Source organism: Streptomyces formicae (genome assembly GCF_002556545.1).
Lineage (GTDB): Bacteria > Actinomycetota > Actinomycetes > Streptomycetales > Streptomycetaceae > Streptomyces > Streptomyces formicae_A.
On sequence record NZ_CP022685.1, the window covers coordinates 8,664,997 to 8,686,206 of the forward strand.

General features: G+C 71.2%; 15 protein-coding genes. 13 read left to right on the forward strand and 2 right to left on the reverse strand.

All coding sequences use genetic code 11. The annotated features are described in order from the left end of the window. The first annotated feature begins 37 nt into the window (after positions 1-37). The gene (locus KY5_RS37400; protein WP_098246359.1) at positions 38-1,294 is read left to right on the forward strand and encodes a glycoside hydrolase 5 family protein; all 1,257 of its coding nucleotides are present in this window, start codon (positions 38-40) and stop codon (positions 1,292-1,294) included. A 146-nt stretch (positions 1,295-1,440) separates the two neighbouring features. Next, positions 1,441-4,458 (forward strand): alpha-mannosidase, encoded by a 3,018-nt coding sequence (locus KY5_RS37405; RefSeq protein ID WP_098246360.1) that lies wholly within the window; start codon positions 1,441-1,443, stop codon positions 4,456-4,458. A 51-nt stretch (positions 4,459-4,509) separates the two neighbouring features. Here the strand turns inward: KY5_RS37405 and KY5_RS37410 are convergent, their stop codons facing one another. After that, a complete protein-coding gene (locus KY5_RS37410; protein WP_098246361.1) occupies positions 4,510-5,220 on the reverse strand; it encodes a FadR/GntR family transcriptional regulator in 711 nt (236 codons plus the stop codon). A gap of 201 nt (positions 5,221-5,421) precedes the next feature. Here KY5_RS37410 and KY5_RS37415 point away from each other — a divergent pair, with 201 nt between their 5' ends. From KY5_RS37415 to KY5_RS37450, 8 genes are all read left to right on the forward strand, one after another. After that, positions 5,422-6,501, forward strand: coding sequence for a sugar ABC transporter substrate-binding protein (locus KY5_RS37415; RefSeq protein ID WP_098246362.1), 1,080 nt, complete (start codon positions 5,422-5,424; stop codon positions 6,499-6,501). An 8-nt stretch (positions 6,502-6,509) separates the two neighbouring features. Beyond that, positions 6,510-8,120, forward strand: coding sequence for a sugar ABC transporter ATP-binding protein (locus KY5_RS37420; RefSeq protein ID WP_098246363.1), 1,611 nt, complete (start codon positions 6,510-6,512; stop codon positions 8,118-8,120). After that, positions 8,113-9,156, forward strand: a complete 1,044-nt coding sequence (locus KY5_RS37425; RefSeq protein WP_098246364.1) for an ABC transporter permease — start codon at positions 8,113-8,115, stop codon at positions 9,154-9,156. The genes KY5_RS37420 and KY5_RS37425 overlap by 8 nt, the downstream gene beginning before the upstream one ends. 64 nt (positions 9,157-9,220) lie before the next feature. Next, the gene (locus KY5_RS37430; RefSeq protein ID WP_098246365.1) at positions 9,221-10,561 is read left to right on the forward strand and encodes an L-fuconate dehydratase; all 1,341 of its coding nucleotides are present in this window, start codon (positions 9,221-9,223) and stop codon (positions 10,559-10,561) included. Then, the gene (locus tag KY5_RS37435) at positions 10,558-11,313 is read left to right on the forward strand and encodes an SDR family NAD(P)-dependent oxidoreductase (RefSeq protein WP_098246366.1); all 756 of its coding nucleotides are present in this window, start codon (positions 10,558-10,560) and stop codon (positions 11,311-11,313) included. The genes KY5_RS37430 and KY5_RS37435 overlap by 4 nt, the downstream gene beginning before the upstream one ends. Further along, on the forward strand, positions 11,310-12,317 hold the full coding sequence (locus KY5_RS37440; RefSeq protein ID WP_098246367.1) for an aldo/keto reductase: 1,008 nt from the start codon (positions 11,310-11,312) through the stop codon (positions 12,315-12,317). Before KY5_RS37435 ends, KY5_RS37440 begins: the two co-directional genes overlap by 4 nt. Continuing rightward, the gene (locus KY5_RS37445; protein WP_098246368.1) at positions 12,314-12,628 is read left to right on the forward strand and encodes an L-rhamnose mutarotase; all 315 of its coding nucleotides are present in this window, start codon (positions 12,314-12,316) and stop codon (positions 12,626-12,628) included. Before KY5_RS37440 ends, KY5_RS37445 begins: the two co-directional genes overlap by 4 nt. Continuing rightward, a complete protein-coding gene (locus tag KY5_RS37450) occupies positions 12,625-13,470 on the forward strand; it encodes an amidohydrolase family protein (RefSeq protein ID WP_234363053.1) in 846 nt (281 codons plus the stop codon). Before KY5_RS37445 ends, KY5_RS37450 begins: the two co-directional genes overlap by 4 nt. On the opposite strand, the gene KY5_RS37455 is transcribed toward KY5_RS37450, so the two are convergent. Then, positions 13,458-14,885, reverse strand: a complete 1,428-nt coding sequence (locus KY5_RS37455; RefSeq protein ID WP_098246370.1) for a lipase maturation factor family protein — start codon at positions 14,883-14,885, stop codon at positions 13,458-13,460. The two genes, KY5_RS37450 and KY5_RS37455, sit on opposite strands and share 13 nt — an antisense overlap. A gap of 122 nt (positions 14,886-15,007) precedes the next feature. Between KY5_RS37455 and KY5_RS37460 the strand changes: the two genes are divergently transcribed. The 3 genes from KY5_RS37460 to aroF all read left to right on the forward strand — a co-directional run bounded on the left by KY5_RS37460 (position 15,008) and on the right by aroF (position 20,887). Beyond that, on the forward strand, positions 15,008-16,216 hold the full coding sequence (locus tag KY5_RS37460) for a DUF6777 domain-containing protein (RefSeq protein WP_234363054.1): 1,209 nt from the start codon (positions 15,008-15,010) through the stop codon (positions 16,214-16,216). 422 nt (positions 16,217-16,638) lie between these two features. After that, on the forward strand, positions 16,639-19,506 hold the full coding sequence (locus KY5_RS37465) for an ATP-binding protein (protein ID WP_267894311.1): 2,868 nt from the start codon (positions 16,639-16,641) through the stop codon (positions 19,504-19,506). A gap of 370 nt (positions 19,507-19,876) precedes the next feature. Beyond that, entirely contained in the window at positions 19,877-20,887 is a 1,011-nt protein-coding gene (gene aroF, locus KY5_RS37470) for a 3-deoxy-7-phosphoheptulonate synthase (protein ID WP_224059144.1), read from the forward strand. Positions 20,888-21,210: the final 323 nt, after the last annotated feature.

The window sequence follows — 21,210 nt, forward strand, 5'->3', positions numbered from 1 at the left end:
CCCCAGAACCAGGAATTCCCCAGAACCAGGATCCGCCTTGCTCTCCTCCGCACCGCCTTCGGGCACGCCGCGCTTCGGCGCCAACTACACGCCCAGCCAAGGGTGGTTCCACCACTGGCTCGACTTCGACATCGACGCCGTACGCACCGACCTCGACGCCATCGCCGCGCTCGGCCTTGACCACATCAGGGTCTTCCCGATCTGGCCGTACTTCCAGCCCAACCGCACCCTGATCCGCCCCCGCGCCGTCGAGCAGCTGGTCGCCCTCGCCGACGCGGCCGCCGAACGCGGGCTCGACGTCAACGTGGACGGACTCCAGGGGCACCTGTCCAGCTTCGACTTCCTGCCCGCCTGGACCCAGACCTGGCACCGGCGGAACATCTTCAGCGACCCGGACGTGGTGTCGGGGCAGGCCGAGTACCTGCGGACGCTCGCGGCGGCCCTCGCCGACCGGCCGAACTTCATCGGCATGACCATCGGCAACGAGATCAACCAGTTCTCGGCGGGCCCGCACCCCGACCCCGACCGCGTCACCCAGGAGCAGGCCGAGAGCTGGCTGCGCACCGTGCTCGCCGCGTGTGAGCAGGGCGCTCCCGGCAAGCTGCACCTGCACGCCGAGTACGACGCCGCCTGGTACCAGGACGACCAGCCCTTCACCCCGGCGCAGGCCGCGCGGCTCGGCGCGGTCACCGCCGTGCACTCCTGGGTGTTCAACGGCACGGCGCAGCGGCACGGTCGGACGGGTGCGGCCACCCGCGCCCACGCCGCGTACATGATCGAGCTCTCCAAGGCGTGGGCGGACGACCCCCGTCGCCCCGTCTGGCTCCAGGAGGTCGGGGCGCCCGCGCCGCTGATCCCCGCCGAGCACGCGGCCGACTTCACCGAGTCGACGATCGAGGCGGCGCTCGACTGCCAGGACGTGTGGGGTGTGACGTGGTGGTGCTCCCACGACGTCTCGCGCGACCTCGCGGATTTCCCCGAACTGGAGTACAGCCTCGGTCTGTTGACCAACGACGGCGCGGTGAAGCCTGCCGGTGCGGCGATCTCCCGGATCGTGGAGGAGTGGCGCGGGCGTACGTATGAGCCCGCGGTCCGGACGACTGCGGTGGTCGTGGACGACGCGATGTCGCGGCGCTCCGAGTGCGGGCCCGGTGGCGCGGTCTTCGAGGCGTTCGCCCGCCTCGTCGCGGACGGGGTCCGGCCGACGACCGTCCTGGCGAGCCGGGCCGCCGACACGGAGCATCTCGCTGCGCGGGGCATCGGCGAAGTGGTGCTGCCTGGGGATGTCGGGTAGGCGCCCCCCCCGCACGGGGCTCCGCCCCGGACCCCGCTCCTTAAACGCCGGAGGGGCTGAATTCAGCCCGGCGCGTGCTGAATTCACCCGGCGCGTGCTGAATCTCGGCCCGCTATGCAGTGAACGACACTTACCTGGGAGACCCCATGCATGACGACCGCACCCTGGTCGAAGCCCGCCTCAAGCGCGTTCTGGACGAGCGCATCAGGCCCGCCGTGTATCCCGCGTCCGTGCCGCTCGACGTCGCCGTGTGGAACGCGCCCGGCGAACCCGTGCCGGTGGCCGAAGGGCTCGCCGCCGAGCCCTCGCCGACCGCCGTCGGGGAGAAGTGGGGCGCGCCCTGGGGCACCAGCTGGTTCCGGGTGACGGGGACCGTGCCGAAGGAGTGGGCGGGCAAGACCGTCGAGGCGATCCTCGACCTCGGCTTCGACGAGAACATGCCCGGCTTCCAGTGCGAGGGCCTCGTCTACCGCCCCGATGGCACCCCGGTGAAGGGCCTCAACCCGCGCAACCAGTGGGTGCGCGTCGCCGCCCCCGCCGAGGGCGGCGAGGAGGTGCGCCTGCACGTCGAGGCCGCGTCCAACCCCGTCATCCTCGACTACCACCCCTTCCTGCCCACCCAGCTCGGCGACAAGGAGACCGCGGGCAGCGAGCCCCAGTACACCCTTGAGCGCATGGACCTCGCCGTCTTCGACGAGACGGTGTGGCAGCTCGTCATCGACCTCGAAGTCCTCGGCGAGCTGATGCAGGAGCTGCCCGAGAACTCCGGGCGGCGCTACGACATCGTGCGCGCGGTCGGCCGTGCGCTCGACGCCGTCGACCTCCAGGACGTGAACGGTTCCGCGGCCGCCGCACGGGCCCAGCTGGCAGGCGTGCTCGCCACCCCCGCCGAGCCCTCCGCGCACCGCATCAGCGCCGTCGGGCACGCGCACATCGACTCCGCGTGGCTGTGGCCGCTGCGCGAGACGGTGCGCAAGGTGGCGCGGACGACGTCCAACATGACGGCGCTCCTGGAGGACGAGCCGGACTTCGTCTTCGCCATGTCCCAGGCGCAGCAGTGGGCGTGGATCAAGGAGCACAGGCCCGAGGTGTGGGCGAAGGTCAAGAAGGCCGTCGCCGACGGGCGGTTCGTGCCCACCGGTGGCATGTGGGTCGAGTCGGACACGAACATGCCGGGCTCGGAGGCGATGGCCCGTCAGTTCGTGCACGGCAAGCGGTTCTTCATCGACGAGTTCGGCGTGGAGAACGACGAGGCGTGGCTGCCCGACACCTTCGGCTTCGCCGCCGGTCTTCCGCAGATCATCAAGGCGGCGGGCGCCAAGTGGCTGCTCACGCAGAAGATCTCCTGGTCGCAGACCAACCGCTTCCCGCACCACACCTTCAACTGGGAAGGCATCGACGGCACCCGCATCTTCACGCACTTCCCGCCCGTCGACACCTACAACTGCTCGATGAAGGGCAGCGAGATCGCCCACGCGGCGAAGAACTTCAAGGACAAGGGCGTGGCCAGGCACTCCCTCGCGCCCACCGGCTGGGGCGACGGAGGCGGCGGCACCACCCGCGAGATGATCGCCAAGGCCGCGCGCCTGAAGGACCTCGAGGGCTCGGCGACCGTCCAGTGGGAGACGCCCGCGGAGTTCTTCGAGAAGGCCGAGGCCGAGTACCCCAACCCGCCGGTCTGGGTCGGCGAGCTGTACCTGGAGCTGCACCGCGCGACCCTCACCAGTCAGGCGGGCACCAAGCAGGGCAACCGGCGCAGCGAGCACCTGCTCCGCGAGGCGGAGCTGTGGGCCGCGACGGCCGCCGTCCGTTCCGCCGAATTCGCGTACCCCTACGAGCAGTTGGACCGCATCTGGAAGACGGTGCTGCTCCACCAGTTCCACGACATCCTGCCCGGCTCGTCCATCGCCTGGGTGCACCGCGAGGCCCGCGCGACGTACGCGGCGCTCGCGCAGGAGCTGACCGGCATCATCGACAAGGCGCAGCGCGCGCTGGCCGGTGAGGGCACGGGCGCCCTGGTCTTCAACTCCACTCCGCACACCCGTGACGGCGTGCCCGCGGGCGGCGCCCGCCCCGCCGCGATCGAAGGACAGTCCGCGATCGCGTCGCGCGCCGACGGCGGCTTCGTCCTGGACAACGGGCTGCTGCGGGTCGAGATCGACGCGCGCGGCCTGGTCGTCTCCGCGTACGACCTGGTGGCCGACCGGGAGACGGTCGTGCCCGGCGGGGCGGCGAACCTGCCGCAGCTCCACGCCGACTTCCCCAACATGTGGGACGCCTGGGACGTGGACGAGTTCTACCGCAACACCGTCACGGATCTCACCGAGGCCGACGAGGTCGTCGCCGGTGAGGGCGCGTCGGTCCGGATCGTGCGCACCTTCGGCGAGTCGCGCCTGACCCAGGTCCTCTCCCTGGAGCCCGGCGTCCAGCGGCTCGACATCGACACCGAGGTCGACTGGCACGAGACCGAGAAGTTCCTCAAGCTGTCCTTCCCGCTGGACATCCACGCGGAGCGGTACGCCTCGGAGACCCAGTTCGGGCACTTCTACCGCGCCACCCACACCAACACGAGCTGGGAGGCCGCCAAGTTCGAGGCGTGCAACCACCGCTTCGTGCACATGGAGGAGCCGGGCTGGGGCGTCGCGCTCGTCAACGACTCGACGTACGGCCACGACGTGACCCGCACGGTCCGCGCCGACGACTCCGGCACGACCACCACGGTCCGCGTCTCCCTCCTGCGCGCGCCGCGCTTCCCCGACCCCGAGACCGACCAGGGCGTGCACCGCTTCCGGCACGCGCTCGTGCCGGGCGCGGCCATCGGCGACGCGGTGCGCGAGGGCTACCGCATCAACCTGCCCGAGCGCCGGGTGAGCGGCGGCTCCGACGTCGCGCCGCTGGTCACGGTCGACGACGACGCCGTGGTCGTCACGGCGGTCAAGCTCGCCGACGACGGCGGCGGCGACGTGGTCGTGCGCTTCCACGAGTCGCGCGGCGGCCGCGCGAAGGCCACGCTGACGGCGGGCTTCCCGGCGTCTTCGGTCGCGGTGACCGACCTCCTGGAGCGTCCGCTCGACGGGGTGGCGGCACCCGAGCTCGCGGACGGCGCGGTGTCGCTGACGCTGCGCCCGTTCGAGCTGGTCACGCTGCGGTTCAGCCGGGGCTGAGCAGTACCCGGGGCTGAGTGAAGGGCCCCCGGCGCCACGGCGCCGGGGGCCCTATCCGTCCAACTGCGCCCGCAGCCACTCCTCCACCTCGCCCACGTGCGCCGCCGCCGCGGCCCGTGCCGCCTCCGGGTCGCGGGCGACCAGGGCGCGGTGGATGCGGGCGTGCTCGCGGCGGGTGCGTTCGAAGGCGCCCTCCTCCTGGTAGCCGCGCCACACCCGGGCGCGGAACGTGCGCGAGGAGAGGCCCTCCAGGATCGCGGCCATCGTGTCGTTGCCCGCGGCGAACGCGATCGTGCGGTGGAAGGCGAGGTCGTGGGAGAGGATCTCCTCCGGGTCGTCGGTGGCGTTCATCGCCTCCAAGTGCTTCTCGACGTCGGATAGTTGGTCCGGCGAGATGCGTGCGGCGGCGAGCGCCGTGGCCGTCGACTCCAGGACCCGCCGCACTTCGAGCAGTTCCACGAGCCGGGGTCCCCTGGACAGGTCGGCGACCACGCCGAAGGTCTCCAGGAGGTCGCCCGCCTCCAGCTGTGTGACGTAGATGCCGGAGCCGTGCCGCGCCTCCAGGACGCCGAGCACCGTCAGCGCGCGGATCGCCTCGCGCATCGAGCTGCGTGAGATGCCCAGTTGCACCGCCAAGTCCCGTTCCGTGGGCAGGCGTTGACCAGGCTCCAGACGGCCCTCGCCGATCATGGTCTTGATCTGCTCGATGGCCCGTTGCGTCACGGTGCCCTTCTGCGGGGCCAACTGCTCTGGCTGGTCCACGTAACGCTCCTCCACTAGCCGGGTGCGCGGCAGTCTAGCCAGAGATGTGGTCCGACCACTACGGCCTGAAACCCCGAAAAGTTGGCGACGAGGGGTGTTGTGGGCGCCAAGTGGTCTGATAAATATTCGCGTCATCGGGTCCTGGAAACCACTCGACCACCTCCCGATCCCGTTCGATCCCCCTCGATGAGGAGCCGTCAGATGGCTGGCAGGAAAGTGCGCAACAGGCCCGGCAGGATGGGGACTTCACGGGCGGTGCGGGCCGCGGCCGTGGCCGCCTGCGCGTCCCTCGCGCTCACCGCGTGCGGCAGCACGAAGGACTCCGCGGGGTCCGGCGGCGGAGGCGGCGAGGGCAAGGTCGGGGTGATCCTGCCGCTGCTGACCTCCCCGTTCTGGCAGTCCTACAACGACTACGTGCCGAAGATGGCGAAGTCCGAGGACGTCGACGCGATGAAGACCGTCAACTCCAACAGCGACCCCTCGCAGCAGATCACGGACATCAACAACCAGCTGAACCAGAACGTGAAGGGCCTCGTCGTCGCCCCGCTCGACAGCGCCGCGATATCCGCCGGACTCGACCAGGCCGAGCGTAAGGGCGTGCCCGTGGTCGCCGTCGACGTCGCGCCCGAGCAGGGCAAGGTCGCCATGGTCGTCCGCGCGAACAACGTCGCGTACGGCGAGAAGGCCTGTGACTACCTCGGCAAGCAGGTCAAGACCGGCAAGGTCGTGCAGATCATGGGCGATCTGGCGTCCGTCAACGGCCGGGAGCGCTCCAAGGCGTTCCGCGACTGCGTGAAGAAGAAGTACCCGAAGCTGAAGGCCCTGGAGATCCCCGCCAAGTGGGAGTCCGACACGGCCGCGTCCAAGCTCGACACGCTCCTCAACTCCGACCCCGACATCAAGGGCATCTACATGCAGGCGGGTGGCGTCTATCTCGCGCCCACCCTCCAGACCCTCAAGTCCAAGGAGATGCTCAAGAAGGCGGGGGAGAAGGGGCACATCACCGTCATCTCCAACGACGGCATCCCGCAGGAGTTCGACGCGATCCGCAAGGGACAGATCGACGCGACCGTCTCGCAGCCCGCCGACGCCTACGCCAAGTACGGCATGTACTACATCAAGGCCGCGATGAACGGGAAGAAGTTCAAGCCGGGTCCGACCGACCACGACTCCGAGATCGTCAAGCTGCCCAGCGGCATCCTGGAGGACCAGCTGCCCGCCCCGCTGGTCACCAAGGAGAACGTCGACGACTCCAAGCTGTGGGGCAACGCGGTCAAATGAGTGAGCCGATGACCAAGCTGCCCTCCGGCCGGGCCGCGCCGACCCCGCTCGTCGAGGCGTCCGGCATCGTCAAGCGGTACGGGCCCACCGTCGCGCTCCAGGACGGCCGCCTCACCGTCCTGCCCGGCGAGTCCCACGCCCTCGTCGGCCGCAACGGCGCGGGCAAGTCCACCCTCGTCACCATCCTCACCGGGCTCCAGGCGCCGGACGCGGGCACCGTCCTCTTCGACGGCGAGCCCGCGCCGCCGCTCGGTGACCGCGACGCCTGGCGCCGCAAGGTCGCCTGCGTCTACCAGAAGCCGACCGTCGTTCCCGAACTGACCGTCGCCGAGAACCTCTTCATCAACCGGCAGCCGGAAGGCCGCGGCGGCTTCATCAGCTGGCGCAGGCTGCGCACCCAGGCCGCGGAGCTCCTCGACACCTGGGACGTGCACGTCGACCCCGACGCGCGCACCGCCGAGCTCAAGGTCGAGGACCGCCAAATGGTGGAGATCGCACGGGCGTTGAGCTTCGGGGCGCGGTTCATCGTCCTGGACGAGCCGACCGCCCAGCTCGACAACCGCGAGATCGAGCGCCTCTTCACACGTATGCGCGCCCTCCAGGAATCCGGCGTCACCTTCCTGTTCATCTCGCACCACCTCCAGGAGGTGTACGAGGTGTGCCAGACAGTCACGGTCCTGCGCGACGCCCGCTGGATCACCAGCGCCCCCGTGGCCGAACTGCCGCGCGGCGCCCTGGTGGAGGCCATGGCGGGCGAGGTCATCGCCGAACAGGCCGAGGCCGAACGGGCCGTGGCACGCACCGAGGTCCCCGCCGATGCCCCGGTCGTGCTCGACGTCAAGGGCCTGACCAGCGAGACGTACGCCGACATTGACCTGACCGTACGCAAGGGCGAGGTCGTCGGCCTCGCCGGATCCAGCGGCAGCGGCAAGATCAACCTCGCGGAGAGCTTCGCGGGACTGCACAGGCCGACCGGCGGCACCGCCCGCTTGGGCGGCGAGGAACTGCCGTTCGGCGACGTCACCGCCGCGCTGCGCGCCGGGGTGGGCTGCGTGCCGCGCGACCGGCACGACCAGGGCCTCGTCTTCGGGATGTCCATCGGCGACAACGCCACGATGAGCGTCCTCGACCGCCTCGGCAGGTACGGCTTCGTCGCCACCGACAGCAAGCGCCGCTTCGCCGACGAGCTGATCGAGCGCCTCGACATCCACGCCGAGGGCCCCGACCAGCCCGTCTCCGACCTCTCCGGCGGCAACGCGCAGAAGGTCGTCATGGCCCGCGCACTCGCCTCGGACCCCCGCCTGCTCGTCCTCATCAACCCCACGGCGGGCGTCGACGTGAAGTCCAAGGAGTCACTGCTCGGCCGCATGGACAACGCCCGGGAGGACGGCACCGCGGTCCTCGTCGTCTCCGACGAACTCGACGACCTGCGCCGCTGCGACCGCGTCCTGGTCCTCTTCCACGGCCGCATCGTCGCGGAACACGAGGCGGGTTTCACCGATCACGACCTGATCGCCTCGATCGAGGGCGTGGGTACGGGCCCCGTCAGGGGCGCGGGGAACTGCGCGAGCAACCCCCACGGGCCCGCAGCCGAGAAGCAAGGAGACCACCATGGCTGACATCAAGGCCCCGGCGACAGCCCAAACGACCACGCCCCCCGTGCGGCAGGAGCGGAACCCAGGGTCAGCGAAAACCGTACTGCTGCGCCGCGCCCGCGAACTCGCCCTCGTACCGGCCCTGTTGCTGCTCACGCTGCTCGGAGCACTGCTCAACGACTCGTTCCTGACCGAGCGGAACCTCATCTCCATCCTCGGCGCGTCCGCCGCCCTCGCGATGGTCGTACTTGCCGAGTCCCTCGTCCTGATCACCGGCAAGTTCGACCTCTCCCTGGAGTCGGTCGTCGGCATCGCGCCCGCCCTCGGCGCGCTCCTCGTGCTGCCCGCGGCGCAGGCCGGATTCGGCACCGACCTGCCCGCCGCCGTCGGACTGCTCGCGATCCTCCTGGTCGGCGCGGCCATCGGCGCCTTCAACGGCATCCTCGTGGTGAAGCTCAAGCTCAACGCGTTCATCGTGACGCTCGCCATGCTGATCGTGCTGCGCGGCCTGCTGGTCGGGTCCACCAAGGGTAAGACGCTGTTCGGCATGCCCGAGGCGTTCTACACCCTGGCCACCTCCACCTTCCTGACCATCCCGCTCTCCGTGTGGCTCGCGGCGGTCGCCTTCGGCGTCGCGGGGTTCGTGCTCAAGTACCACCGGGTGGGACGCGCCCTGTACGCGATCGGCGGCAACCCGGACGCGGCCCGCGCCGCCGGCATCCGCGTGGAGCGCGTCATGCTCGGCGTGTTCGTCGTGGCCGGTGCCCTCGCCGCGGTCGGCGGCCTCATGCAGACCGGCTACGTGGGTGCCATCAACGCCAACCAGGGCCAGAACATGATCTTCACCGTGTTCGCCGCCGCGGTCATCGGCGGCATCAGCCTCGACGGCGGCAAGGGCACCATGTTCGGCGCCCTCACCGGCGTGCTGCTGCTCGGCGTCGTACAGAACCTGCTCACGCTCGCCCAGGTGCCGTCCTTCTGGATCCAGGCCATCTACGGCGGAATCATCCTGGTCGCCCTGATGATCGCGCGCGTCACCACGGGCCGCGCACAGGACTGATCGCGCACAGGACCGACCGCGAGCCGGTTCCCCGCGCCCCCGCCCCTTTCCGGAAAGGTCTCCTGTGTCCCCGACTCCCACCCGCGTCACCGCGGTCGACACCTACGACATACGGTTCCCGACCTCACGGGAGCTCGACGGGTCCGACGCGATGAACCCGGACCCCGACTACTCCGCCGCCTACGTGGTGCTCCGCACCGACGCGGACGACGGCCTGGAGGGGCACGGCTTCACCTTCACCATCGGGCGCGGCAACGACGTCCAGGTCGCCGCGATCAACGCCCTGCGCCACCACGTCGTCGGCCGCCGGGTCGACGAGCTCTGCGCCGACCCCGGCACGGTCAACCGCGACCTGATCGGCGACAGCCAACTGCGCTGGCTCGGCCCCGAAAAGGGCGTGATGCACATGGCGATCGGCGCGGTCGTCAACGCCGTCTGGGACCTGGCGGCCAAGCGCGCCCGCAAACCGCTCTGGCAGCTCCTCACCGACGCCACCCCCGAGTGGCTCGTCTCCCAGGTCGACTTCCGCTACATCGCCGACGCGCTCACCCCCGAGGAGGCCGTCGGCCTGCTGCGGGCCGGACGCGAGGGAGCCACCGGGCGCGAGGCCACCCTCCGCGAGCGGGGCTTCCCCGGCTACACCACATCGCCGGGCTGGCTCGGCTACAGCGACGAGAAGCTCACGCGGCTCGCCCGGCAGGCCGTCGCCGACGGATTCACCCAGATCAAGCTGAAGGTCGGCGCGGACCTCGCCGACGACATCCGGCGCTGCCGCACCGCGCGCGGCGCCATCGGCCCCGGCATCCGCATGGCGATCGACGCCAACCAGCGCTGGAACGTCGGCGAGGCCGTCGAATGGACCCGCGCGCTCGCCGAGTTCGACCCCTATTGGGTCGAGGAGCCGACCAGCCCCGACGACGTACTCGGGCACGCCGCGATCCGCACGGGCGTGGCCCCGGTCAAGGTCGCCACCGGCGAACACGTGCAGAACCGCATCGTCTTCAAGCAGCTCCTCCAGGCGGGCGCCATCGACATCCTCCAGATCGACGCGGCGCGCGTCGGCGGTGTCAACGAGAACCTCGCGATCCTGCTGCTGGCGGCGAAGTTCGCCGTCCCCGTCTGCCCGCACGCGGGCGGCGTCGGCCTGTGCGAACTCGTCCAGCACCTGTCGATGTTCGACTACGTCGCGCTCTCGGGTACGACCGAGAACCGCGTCATCGAGTACGTCGACCACCTGCACCAGCACTTCATCGACCCCGTGGTGATGCGCGCGGGCCACTACACGGCCCCCACCGCGCCGGGCTTCTCGGCCACCATGCGCCCGGAGTCCATCGCCGAATTCACCTACCCGGGCGGTTCGTTCTGGGCCGCCGACCTCGCTTCGGACAAGGGAGCAGCCGCATGACGGACTTCGCAGGGCTCAAGGCCCTGGTCACCGGTGGCGCGTCCGGCATCGGCCGGGCCACCGCCGAGCTCCTCGCCGCGCGCGGCGCCCAGGTCGCCGTGCTCGACCTCGACCCGAGCGGCGTCGACAAGCCGCTGCGCGGGTACACCGCCGACGTCGCCGACGACACCTCCGTACGGGAGGCGGTCGCCGCCGCCACCGCCGACCTCGGCGGACTGGACGTCCTCGTCAACAACGCGGGCATCGGCGCCCAGGGCACCGTCGAGGACAACGACGACGCCCAGTGGCACCGGGTCATCGACGTCAACGTCCTCGGCATCGTCCGCACCACCCGCGCCACCCTGCCTCACCTGCGCGCCTCGTCCAGCGCGGCGATCGTCAACACCTGCTCCATCGCCGCGACCGCGGGCCTGCCGCAGCGCGCCCTGTACTCGGCGTCCAAGGGCGCGGTGCTCTCGCTGACCCTGGCGATGGCCGCCGACCACGTACGCGAAGGGGTACGGGTCAACTGTGTGAACCCCGGCACCGTGGACACCCCGTGGGTCGGCCGTCTCCTGGACGCGGCCCCCGACCCCGCCGCCGAACGGGCCGCGCTCCAGGCCCGCCAGCCCACCGGGCGCCTGGTCTCCGCCGAGGAGGTCGCGGGCGCCATCGCCTACCTGGCGAGCCCCCTGTCCGGCGCCACCACCGGCACCGCCCTCGCCGTCGACGGCGGCATGCAGGGCCTGCGCCTGCGGACGGTGGACCGGTGAGCGGCCCGGCGCGGCGGCCCCTCGGCCCCGGCGGCGTCGAGGTGACCGAGCTGTCCTTCGGCGCCGCCGGCATCGGCAACCTCTACTCGCCGATCAGCGACGAGCAGGCGGCCACCGCCGTCGAGCACGCCTGGGACGCGGGCATCCGCTACTTCGACACCGCCCCGCACTACGGCCTCGGACTCTCCGAGCGCCGCATCGGGGAGGCGCTGAGCGGCCGCGACCGGGCCTCGTACACGATCTCGACGAAGGTGGGCAGGCTGCTCGAACCGGTCGGCGATGTCCACGGCGACGACCTCGCGGACGGCGGCTTCGCGGTGCCGCGCACCCACCGCAGGGTCTGGGACTTCAGCGCGGACGGCATCCGCCGCTCCATCGAGTCCAGCCTGACCCGCCTGCGCACCGACCGCGTCGACGTCGTCTTCCTCCACGACCCCGACCACCACGCCGAAGAGGCGTTCCGCGAGGGCTATCCGGCCCTGGAGAAGCTGCGCTCCGAGGGCGTCGTCGGCGCGATAGGCGCGGGCATGAACCAGGCCGAGATGCTCACGCGCTTCGTCCGCGACACGGACGTCGACGCGGTGCTGTGCGCGGGCCGCTACACGCTCCTGGACCAGCAGGCACTCACGGAACTGCTGCCCGCCGCGAGCGAGCGGGGCGCGTCCGTCGTCATCGGCGGCGTCTTCAACTCCGGTCTGCTCGCCGACCCGAAGCCGGGTGCGCGCTTCGACTACGTCGAGGCACCGGCCGAACTCCTGCGACGCGCCCGCGCCTTGCGGGCACTCGCCGAACGGCACGGCACCACGCTGCGGGCCGCCGCGCTGGCCTTCCCGTTCGGCCATCCGGCCGTCGCCAGCGTCCTCGTCGGCATCCACGCGCCGGAGCAGGTCACCGACGCCGCAGAACAGTTCACCGCCGACGTACCCGCGGAATTCTGGCGCGACGCGCGGGCGGAAGGGCTGCTCGCGGCCGATGTGCCCGTCCCGGGAGAGGACCGCCCGTGAGAGTCGCCCTGCACACCACCGTCCGCGCCGACCTGATCGAGGAGTACGAGGCCGCGCACCGCGAGGTGCCCGCCGAACTCGTCGCGGCGATCCGCGCCGCGGGCGCCACCTCCTGGACCATCTGGCGCAGCGGCACCGACCTCTTCCACGTCCTGGAGTGCGAGGACTACGCCCGCATGCTCGCCGAGCTGGAGAACCTGCCGGTCAACATCGCCTGGCAGGCCCGGATGGCCGAGCTGCTCGACGTCGTGCACGACTACTCCGCCGAGGGCTCCGAGGCCGGTCTTCCCGTCGTGTGGGAGCTGCCGTGACCGACCTGGTGGACGCCCACCACCACGTGTGGGACCTCTCCGTACGCGACCAGGAGTGGATCACCGGCGAGGAGCTCGCACCCCTCCGGCGCACCTTCATCCTGGCCGACCTCGCCCCCGAGGCACGCGCGGCGGGCGTCACCGCCACGGTCCTCGTCCAGACGGTCACCGTGCCCGAGGAGACACCCGAGTTCCTCGCGCTCGCGCACGACAGCGACCTCGTCGCGGGCGTCGTCGGCTGGACCGACCTCACCCGCCCGGATGTCGCCGACACCCTGGCAGCGCTCCGTGAACTCCCCGGCGGGCAGCACCTGGTGGGCATCCGCCACCAGGTCCAGGGCGAGCCCGACCCCGAGTGGCTGCTGCGCCCGGACGTCCGCAGGGGCCTCGCCGCCGTCGCCGGCGCCGGTCTCGCCTACGACCTCGTGGTCCTGCCCCACCAGCTCCCCGCCTGCGCCAAGGCGGCGGCGGACCTCCCCGAACTCACCTTCGTCCTCGACCACCTGGGCAAGCCGCCCATCGCCGCGAGGGCTCTTGAACCCTGGGCCTCGGCGCTTCGCACGCTCGCCGCGCGCCCCAACACGGTGGGCAAACTGTCCGGTCTGGTGACCGAGGCGGACCACAAGGCGTGGACGGTGGACGGCCTGCGGCCCTACGCGGAGACCGCCCTGGACGCCTTCGGGCCCGGGCGTCTGATGTTCGGCTCCGACTGGCCGGTCAGTACGCTCGCCGCGTCGTACGGCGAAGTCCTGGACGTGGCACGGCAGTTGACGCGCTCACTGAACACGGCTGAGCTCGCGGAGGTGTTCGGCGGGACGGCGCGCCGCGTCTACCGCTGCTGATCCCGCGTGGCGAGCTTCGTCGGCGCCAGATAATCACGCACGTACGTCCGCTCCCAGTGCGCGCCCGTCTCGCGCAGCTCGCGCCAGGTCGTGTAGCGGTAGCGGTAGAGCCGTGCGCGGACGTGCGTGGGCGGCGCCTCGGGCGGGAACGGGCTGGCGTGCAGCAGCCTCAGGGTGTCCCGGTCACCGTCCAGGAGGGCTTCCACCAGCGGCCCGAACCACGACCTGGCGTACGCGGGGGAGAGCGCGGCGAACCACATCATCCAGTCGAGCCGCAGGTGGTACGGCGCGAACTGGCGCGGCCACCGTCGTACGTCGCCCGGCTTGCCCTTGAACTCGTAGGCACGCCAGTCGGAGTCCTCGCGCGGCACCGGATCGTTCGTTCCCTCGATGACGATCTCCTGGCGCACCCGGCTGACGCTGCCGAACGCGCCGTAGGAGTTGACCAGGTGCAGCGGGTCGAAGGAGGTGTTCATCACCTGCCGCCGGGACAGCAGATTGCGCACCGGGCGGTAACTCAGCGCCAGGAGCACCACGGTGACGGCGCCGACCACCACTTCGTACCAGAGCGGAGCGGGCGCGAACGAGCGCGGGGTGTGCCAGGCGGAGAGGTCGAGGGCGGAGAGCGCCAGGACGATGGTGAGCCAGTTCAGCCAGGAGAAGTTGCCGGAGAGCACCAGCCACAGCTGGGTCGCGATCATCAGACAGGCCGCGCCCGTCGCCACCGGCTGCGGGGTGAAGAGGAGGACGGGTACGGCGAGTTGGGTGACGTGGTTGGCGGCGACCTCGATCCGGTGCGCGGGCCGCGGGAGCTGGTGGAAGAACCGGCTCAGCGGCCCGGGCATCGGCTGTGTCTCGTGGTGGAAGTAGAGACAGGTGAGCCTGCGCCAGCACGCGTCGCCGCGCATCTTGATCAGACCGGCGCCGAACTCCACGCGGAAGAGCACCCAGCGCAGCAGGAAGAGGACGAGGACGGGCGGCGCGACCTCGTCGTTGCCGAGGAGGACCGCGAGGAAGCCGACTTCCAGGAGCAGGGACTCCCAGCCGAAGCCGTACCAGGTCTGCCCCACGTTCACGACGGAGAGGTAGAGCGCCCAGGGGATCAGCCAGAGCACCATGGCGCCCCACAGGGGCAGTTGGCCGTCCGCGCCCGCGAGCAGCGCCGCCGCGACCGCGCAGCCCGCCCAGGCGCAGAGGGCGAAGAACCGGTCCGAGTAGTGCAGCTGGAACAGGCTCGGCGCCCGCCGGAACGGTACGCGCGCGACGTACCGCGGCACCGGCAGCATCCCGCGCTCCCCGATGAGCGGCCGGAACTGCAGGGCCGTCCCGAGGAACGCCACGAGGTACACCGCGGCGAGAGCCCGCTGGAAGATCAGCCTGCTCAGGTCGTACGCGTCCGCCGTGAACCACTCCACGTCTCCATTGTGACGCTGGGTGAGGCATCCGGTGCGGCGGCGGGCAGGACGTCGCGGGTCGCGCCGGGCGGGACCTCCCGGCTTGCGGCGTGATCGGAACCCTTGCAGACAATGAGGGACATATGCCTCGGCAACGGCGGGAGAACCCGGTGCGCGTCCCCACCAGGACCTACGCGATGACCCTCGCGATATCCACGGCCCTCGCGGTCGCGGGCCTCGCGGGCTGCGCCGGTGACGGCGACAAGAAGGCCGCGGACGGGGAGCGTGAGCTGTTCCTGCAGCCCGTCGCCGCACAGGGCCCCGATCCGTTCACCGACTCCACCGCGAAGAGCACCGCGACGCCGCCGCCCGTCACCCGTTCGCCGCAGCCCTCGCCCACCGGCTCCGCCACCCCGCAGGGCACCCGCACCATCGCGGGCGGCACCCCCGGCCTGTACGGCGGCACCCACGCCGTCGGCAGTTGCGACGTCGATCAGCAGATCCGCTTCCTCACCGCCGACCGGGCCAAGGCCCGCGCCTTCGCCGAGGCGTCCGGGATCGAGGCGGGCGCGATCCCCGGCTTCCTGCGCGGGCTCACGCCCGTCGTGCTGCGGGCCGACACCCGGGTCACCAACCACGGCTTCCGCGACGGCTCGGCGACCGGCTTCCAGTCCGTGCTCCAGTCGGGCACGGCCGTGCTCGTCGACGAACGGGGCCTGCCTCGGGTGCGCTGCGCGTGCGGCAACCCGCTGAAGCCGCCGGTCGCGTTCCAGGGCGCGCCCCACCACAACGGCGGGCCGTGGAGCGGCTACCGGCCCACCCAGGTCGTCGTGGTGACCCCGGCGCCCCGGCCGATCACCAACATCACCATCGTCAACATCGTCAACAACACCTGGATCGAGCGGAAGATCGGTGACGAGGACGCCGACGAGGACCGCAGGGCGAAGCCGCCCGTGAGCCCGACGCCGACCCCGAAGGACTCGGGCGGCGACCAGGACGGGCGCCGGGACCAGGACGGGCACCGGGACGGGGACGGCGACCAGGACACGCCCGACGAGAACGTCGTGCCCAACGACCCGGGCCGCACCGACTCCACGGACCCCACGGACTCCACGGACCCCACGGACCCCGGCTCCTCGTCGGCCGACTGCCCCACGCCCTCCGCGGTGACCGGCACTCCGACGGAGCCCGCGTCGCCGCTGCCGCCCGGCTGCCCCTCGCCGACGACGCCGACCGACGTGCCGCCGCAGTCGCAGGAGCCGGAGGAGCCCGACGACGGCCTCGTGCCCGACGACCCGTACCTGTCCGAGAACCCCCTCGACGACAGCGATCCGGGCACCTTCGCGAGCTGACCGGAGGCCGGGGCGATGGCCGGAGTGGGGCGGGCGCGACGCGCGGGAACCAGTCAACGGGTCAGGAGCCGGGGCATGCCGATCGCGCCATTCGTGCACCCGGCCCTGGTGTCACAGAGGTCCCTGCCGCCCCTGCCGTCGTTTCCCCCGCGCCCCTGACGCCTTCTGAAAGAGCGTTGATTTCACTCAACAGGCAAATACGCATGAGTTTTCGACGGATGCGGAGCGGTGAAATCCGATTTCCCGCCACATGGCGCATTCACGACGGTAATAAGATGGCATTGAGTCAAATAGCGCTGGTAGTTGATTTTCAGATATGGCAGAGTCTTCGGACGGGTGGTCGGTCAAGCCGAAGGAATCGATCCAGCTGTTCGATCGAGCGCTCAAGGATCAGCCGTCAGGCGCGGGGGAGAAGTCGGCTCATGGACTTGGTGGAACGTGGTGAAGAATTCTCGATCATGCAAAAAATGCTCGCCTCCTGTGAGGCCGGGCACGGCGGAGTCCTTCTGGTGAGTGGCGCGGTGGCCAGCGGCAAGACCGCCCTTCTGCGCGCCTTCGGAGAGCGGGCGACCGCCGCCGGTGCACTGTATCTGCAGGCCACAGCCTCAGCAGCGGAGAGCGATCTGCCCCTAGGGGTGATGGGGCAGCTGTTGCTCGGCGGTGATCCGCTCGGCGCGGACGCCGGGCGTGCCGCCCGGATCGTGGACCTGATGGCGGAGCCGGGTCCTTCGGGGCGTGCGCGGGGGGTACGTCAGGGCGTACCGATGGGTGAGATTCCCGAGCTCTGCTCGATTGTCCTCGAAATGGCCAGGGAAAGGCCCGTGCTGCTCAGCATCGATGATGTCCATCATGCCGACAGCGAGTCCCTTGAATGCCTCCTCTACCTGGCCCGCAGGCTGGATGTGAGTCGTATTCTGGTCGTCCTGGGAGAAAACAACGGCTTCCTGGCCGGTAATCCGCGATTGCGGGTCGATTTACTGCGCCTGCCGGGGTGCCGGAATATCCGCCTCGGCCCGCTCCAGCGGCACGGGGTCGCGGAAATGATCTCTGGATTCGGCGGCCCGGGGTGGCGGACGCGCAAGCTCGTCTCGGACGTCCACCGCATCGGGGGCGGCAGCCCCTTGCTGACGCGTGCGTTGATCGAGGACCACCGGGCCACCGTCGCAGGGAGCGGGACCTCCGCGGACCTGGTGCCCGGCGAGTCCTTCGTGCAGGCCGTCGCCACCGGCCTGTACCGCAGCGATCCGGCCACCCGGCGTACCGCCTGGGCCCTGGCCGTCGCGGGACCCGAGGTGACGCTCGCCGAACTCGGGGAGGCGCTCGCCAGCAGCCGGGAGTCCCTGCACCGCAGTCTGCGCGCGTTGAACGAGGCGGGGCTGCTCGACGCGGGCTGGTTCCGGCACGAGGCGGGGCGCGCCGCGGTGCTCAGAAGCATCGAGCCCGCCGACCGCGCCCGCCTGGAGGCCAGGGTCGCCCGGGTGCTGCACGAGCACGGCGCGGCCGCGACCGTGGTGGTCCAGCACCTGATCGCGGCCGAGACCGTCGAGGCCCCCTGGGCGCTGCGCACGCTCATCGAGGCCGCCGAGCGGGCCCTCGCCGACGACGAGGTCGAACTCGCCCTCACCTGCCTGCGGGTCGCCCGCGACACCTGCTCCGACCCTCGGCAGGCCCTGGAGATACGGGCCGCGCTGACCAGGGCGGGCTGGCGGGTCAATCCGGCCACCGTCGACCAGCACCTGCCCGAGCTCGGCGCGGCCGCCCTCGAAGGCCGGCTCGGCGCCCGTGACACCGGTGAACTCGTCGGCCACCTCCTGTGGTTCGGCCGCTTCGACCGGGCCCTCGACGTTCTCAGTGCGTCCGAGAGGCACGGCGTGGTGGCGTGCGGAAGGACCGCTCCCGGCGGACCGCGCGGGCACGACTGCCCGCGCGGCTGGCTGACGTACGCCTATCCGGGAATGCCCGCCTCCGCGCGGGCCTGCTTCGGTCCGACTCCGGAACACGCCCAGGCGGCCGAGCACGCGCCGGGCCTCGCGCGCAGCCCCCACCAGCGCGCGGCGAGCCTGATGAAGGCGGTGCTCGACGGCGCGGGCGACGACGTGGTGGTCAGGGCCGAGCAGATCCTGCAGAGCACCCGCCTCGACGACCGCACGCTGACCGCGCTCCTGGTCGCGCTGCACGCCCTGGTGCTCGCCGACCGCCTGGACGCGGCGGCGTTCTGGTGCGAGACGCTGTTCAACGAGGCCGCCGAGCGGCGCGCCCCGATGTGGCAGGCGCTCCTGGCATCGGCCAAGGCGCGCGTCGAACTGCGGGCCGGCGCGCTCCTCGCCGCGGACGCGTCGGCGCGTTCGGCGCTCGCCCTGGTGCCCGCCGAGGGCTGGGGCGTGGCCGTCGCCTCGCCCATCGCCACGGCCGTGTTCACCAGGACCGCCCTCGGCAGGATCGACGAGGCCGCCGCCCAGCTCGGCGTTCCGGTGCCCGATGCGGCCTTCCAGACCCCCGACGGGCTGCTCTACCTGCGGGCCCGCGGCCACTACTACCTCGCGGCAGGTCGCCCCTACGCCGCGCTCGACGACTTCCTCACCTGTGGGGACCTGATGACCCGGTGGGAGTTCGACCTGCCCGCGCTGGTGCCATGGCGCACCGACGCGGCACAGGCCCACCTCCGGCTCGGGGACGCGGCCCGTGCCCGGGCCCTCGCGGAGGAGCAACTGGCCCTCGTCGGGCCCGGCGGCAGCGCGGCGCGGGCCGTGTCGCTGCGGGTGCTCGCCAGCACGCTGGTCGCGGGGCGCCGCGTCGGGCTGCTCGGTGAGGCCGTCGAGATCCTCACAGAGCGCGGCCACCGGCTCGATCTGGCGCGCGCGACCGATGAGTTGGCAAGGGCGCAGCGCGAGCTCGGGAAGGTGGGGCAGGCGCGGAGCCTGGCCCGCAAGGCACAGCAACTGGCGGGGGAGTGCGGCATTCCGGTGCCCGGCGTCCCGCCGAAGGAGGGAGCGGGCACCCTGGCCGCCGAACGCCCCTGGCCCCCGGGCCCCCGACGCAACCCCGTCGAGCTCAGCAATGCCGAACTGCGTGTGGCCACGCTCGCCGTCCGTGGCTACACCAACCGGCAGATCGCCGACAAGCTCTGCATCACCGTCAGTACCGTCGAACAGCACCTGACCCGGGCGTACCGGAAGCTGGACGTCCAGCGCCGCGCGGACCTGGCCGCCAAGCTCAGTCCCCACACCGGCCCCGGCGGTCGCGAAGGTCCCGCGAGCCACGACGACTGCGACCGGCTGCACGTGGTCTAGGAGGTCGGTCATCCGGGTGCCCCTCCCGTCCGTGTGTCAGCGTGCCGTGCCCGTGCGTCCAGGTGTCAGTACCGTCGACGGTTCCGTTTCTACGCGGCGGCCGGTCACAACGCGGTCCGAAGATCTGTGATCATCACAGCCCGGAGCCAGAAACTCCGTTCCGCCCGAGCGATATTGCGCAGTTGGACAATGTCGTGGCACGTCGTTGAGGAAAATCTCGGGCACTCCTACCGTGGTCGCTCAATGGATTGCGCTCCGTCCTGGGGATTCCCCGCCCCGCGAGTTCCTGGAATACCGGGAATCGCGGAAATCCCGGCGAGAGCAGAGCATTCCCTTTCGCGATCTCGGGAGGAACCCCTTGGTAGTGGTGATGGCCCCGGAGGCCACACAGAAAGACGTGGAAGCAGTCGTCGATCTGGTGCGCACAGCGGGCGGTGACGCATTCGTCAGCAGGGGCGTGACGCGCACCATCGTGGGCCTCGTGGGGGACGTGGAGGCGTTCGACGCCCTCAACCTGGCCCAACTGCGCGGGGTCCTCGACGTCGTACGGATCTCCGTGCCGTACAAGCTGGTCAGCAGGGAGCACCACCTCGACAGGTCCGTGGTCACCGTGGCGGGCGTGCCGTTCGGGCCCGACACCCTGACGGTGATCGCGGGGCCCTGCGCGGTGGAGACCCCCTCCCAGACCCTGGAGGCCGCGCGCCTGGCCAAGGCGGCGGGGGCCGCGCTGCTGCGCGGCGGCGCGTTCAAGCCGCGGACCTCGCCGTACGCCTACCAGGGGCTCGGCGAGCGGGGCCTGCGCATCCTCGCCGACGTCAGCGCGGAGACCGGCCTCCCCGTGGTGACCGAGGTGATCGACCCGGCAGGCGTCGAACTCGTCGCCCCCTACGCCGACATGCTGCAGATCGGCACGCGCAACATGCACAACTTCGCGCTGCTCCAGGAGGTGGGCGCGGCGGGCAAGCCGGTGCTGCTCAAGCGTGGCTTCGGCGCCACGATCGAGGAGTGGCTGATGGCCGCCGAGTACATCGCGCAGCGCGGCAACCTCGACATCGTGCTCTGCGAGCGCGGCATCCGCACCTTCGAGACCGCCACCCGCAACACCCTGGACATCAGCGCGGTGCCGGTGGTCCAGCGCCTCTCCCACCTGCCGGTGATCGTGGACCCCTCGCACTCGGGCGGCCGCCGCGACCTGGTCCTTCCGCTCACCCGTGCCGCGCTCGCGGTGGGCGCGGACGGCGTCATGATCGACGTACATCCCGATCCGGGAACGGCACTCTGCGACGGCAATCAGGCCCTGACCCGGGTGGAGGCCGCCGAGGTCGCCACGGCGGTCGCGATCCTCTCCCCGCTGATGGGCCGCAAGCTCGCGCACCCCTAGTCCGCGCACCCGTGGGGGAGGAACACCGATAGGGGTGAATAGGGGTACCCGGCGGCCCGATTTATGCATTAGTGAGGGGTACCAGGTCCGAATGCGCGTTGTTAGGGTGAGCGTGTTCGGTTTGAGGGAAATTCAGTAATTCGACGAGATGTTCGGTTCATTCGGAGCGCACAACGCATTCACTTCAGGGCCCTCCACGGAGGGCGAACGCGTACAGCGCACCTCGTCGATGCACCCCTCCGGAGCAGTGCCGGGCCGGTCCGCCCGGTGGCACCGGAGGGGCGCGACGGTGTGACCTGAGCGGTTCGGGGTGCCGGGACGCA

Coding starts and splice junctions, on each gene's coding strand:
- KY5_RS37420 (WP_098246363.1), top strand. CDS start 6,510: ATGACCAAGCTGCCCTCCGGCCGGGCCGCGCCGACCCCGCTCGTCGAG.
- KY5_RS37465 (WP_267894311.1), top strand. CDS start 16,639: ATGGACTTGGTGGAACGTGGTGAAGAATTCTCGATCATGCAAAAAATG.
- KY5_RS37435 (WP_098246366.1), top strand. CDS start 10,558: ATGACGGACTTCGCAGGGCTCAAGGCCCTGGTCACCGGTGGCGCGTCC.
- KY5_RS37460 (WP_234363054.1), top strand. CDS start 15,008: ATGCCTCGGCAACGGCGGGAGAACCCGGTGCGCGTCCCCACCAGGACC.
- KY5_RS37405 (WP_098246360.1), top strand. CDS start 1,441: ATGCATGACGACCGCACCCTGGTCGAAGCCCGCCTCAAGCGCGTTCTG.
- KY5_RS37415 (WP_098246362.1), top strand. CDS start 5,422: ATGGCTGGCAGGAAAGTGCGCAACAGGCCCGGCAGGATGGGGACTTCA.
- aroF (WP_224059144.1), top strand. CDS start 19,877: ATGGCCCCGGAGGCCACACAGAAAGACGTGGAAGCAGTCGTCGATCTG.
- KY5_RS37425 (WP_098246364.1), top strand. CDS start 8,113: ATGGCTGACATCAAGGCCCCGGCGACAGCCCAAACGACCACGCCCCCC.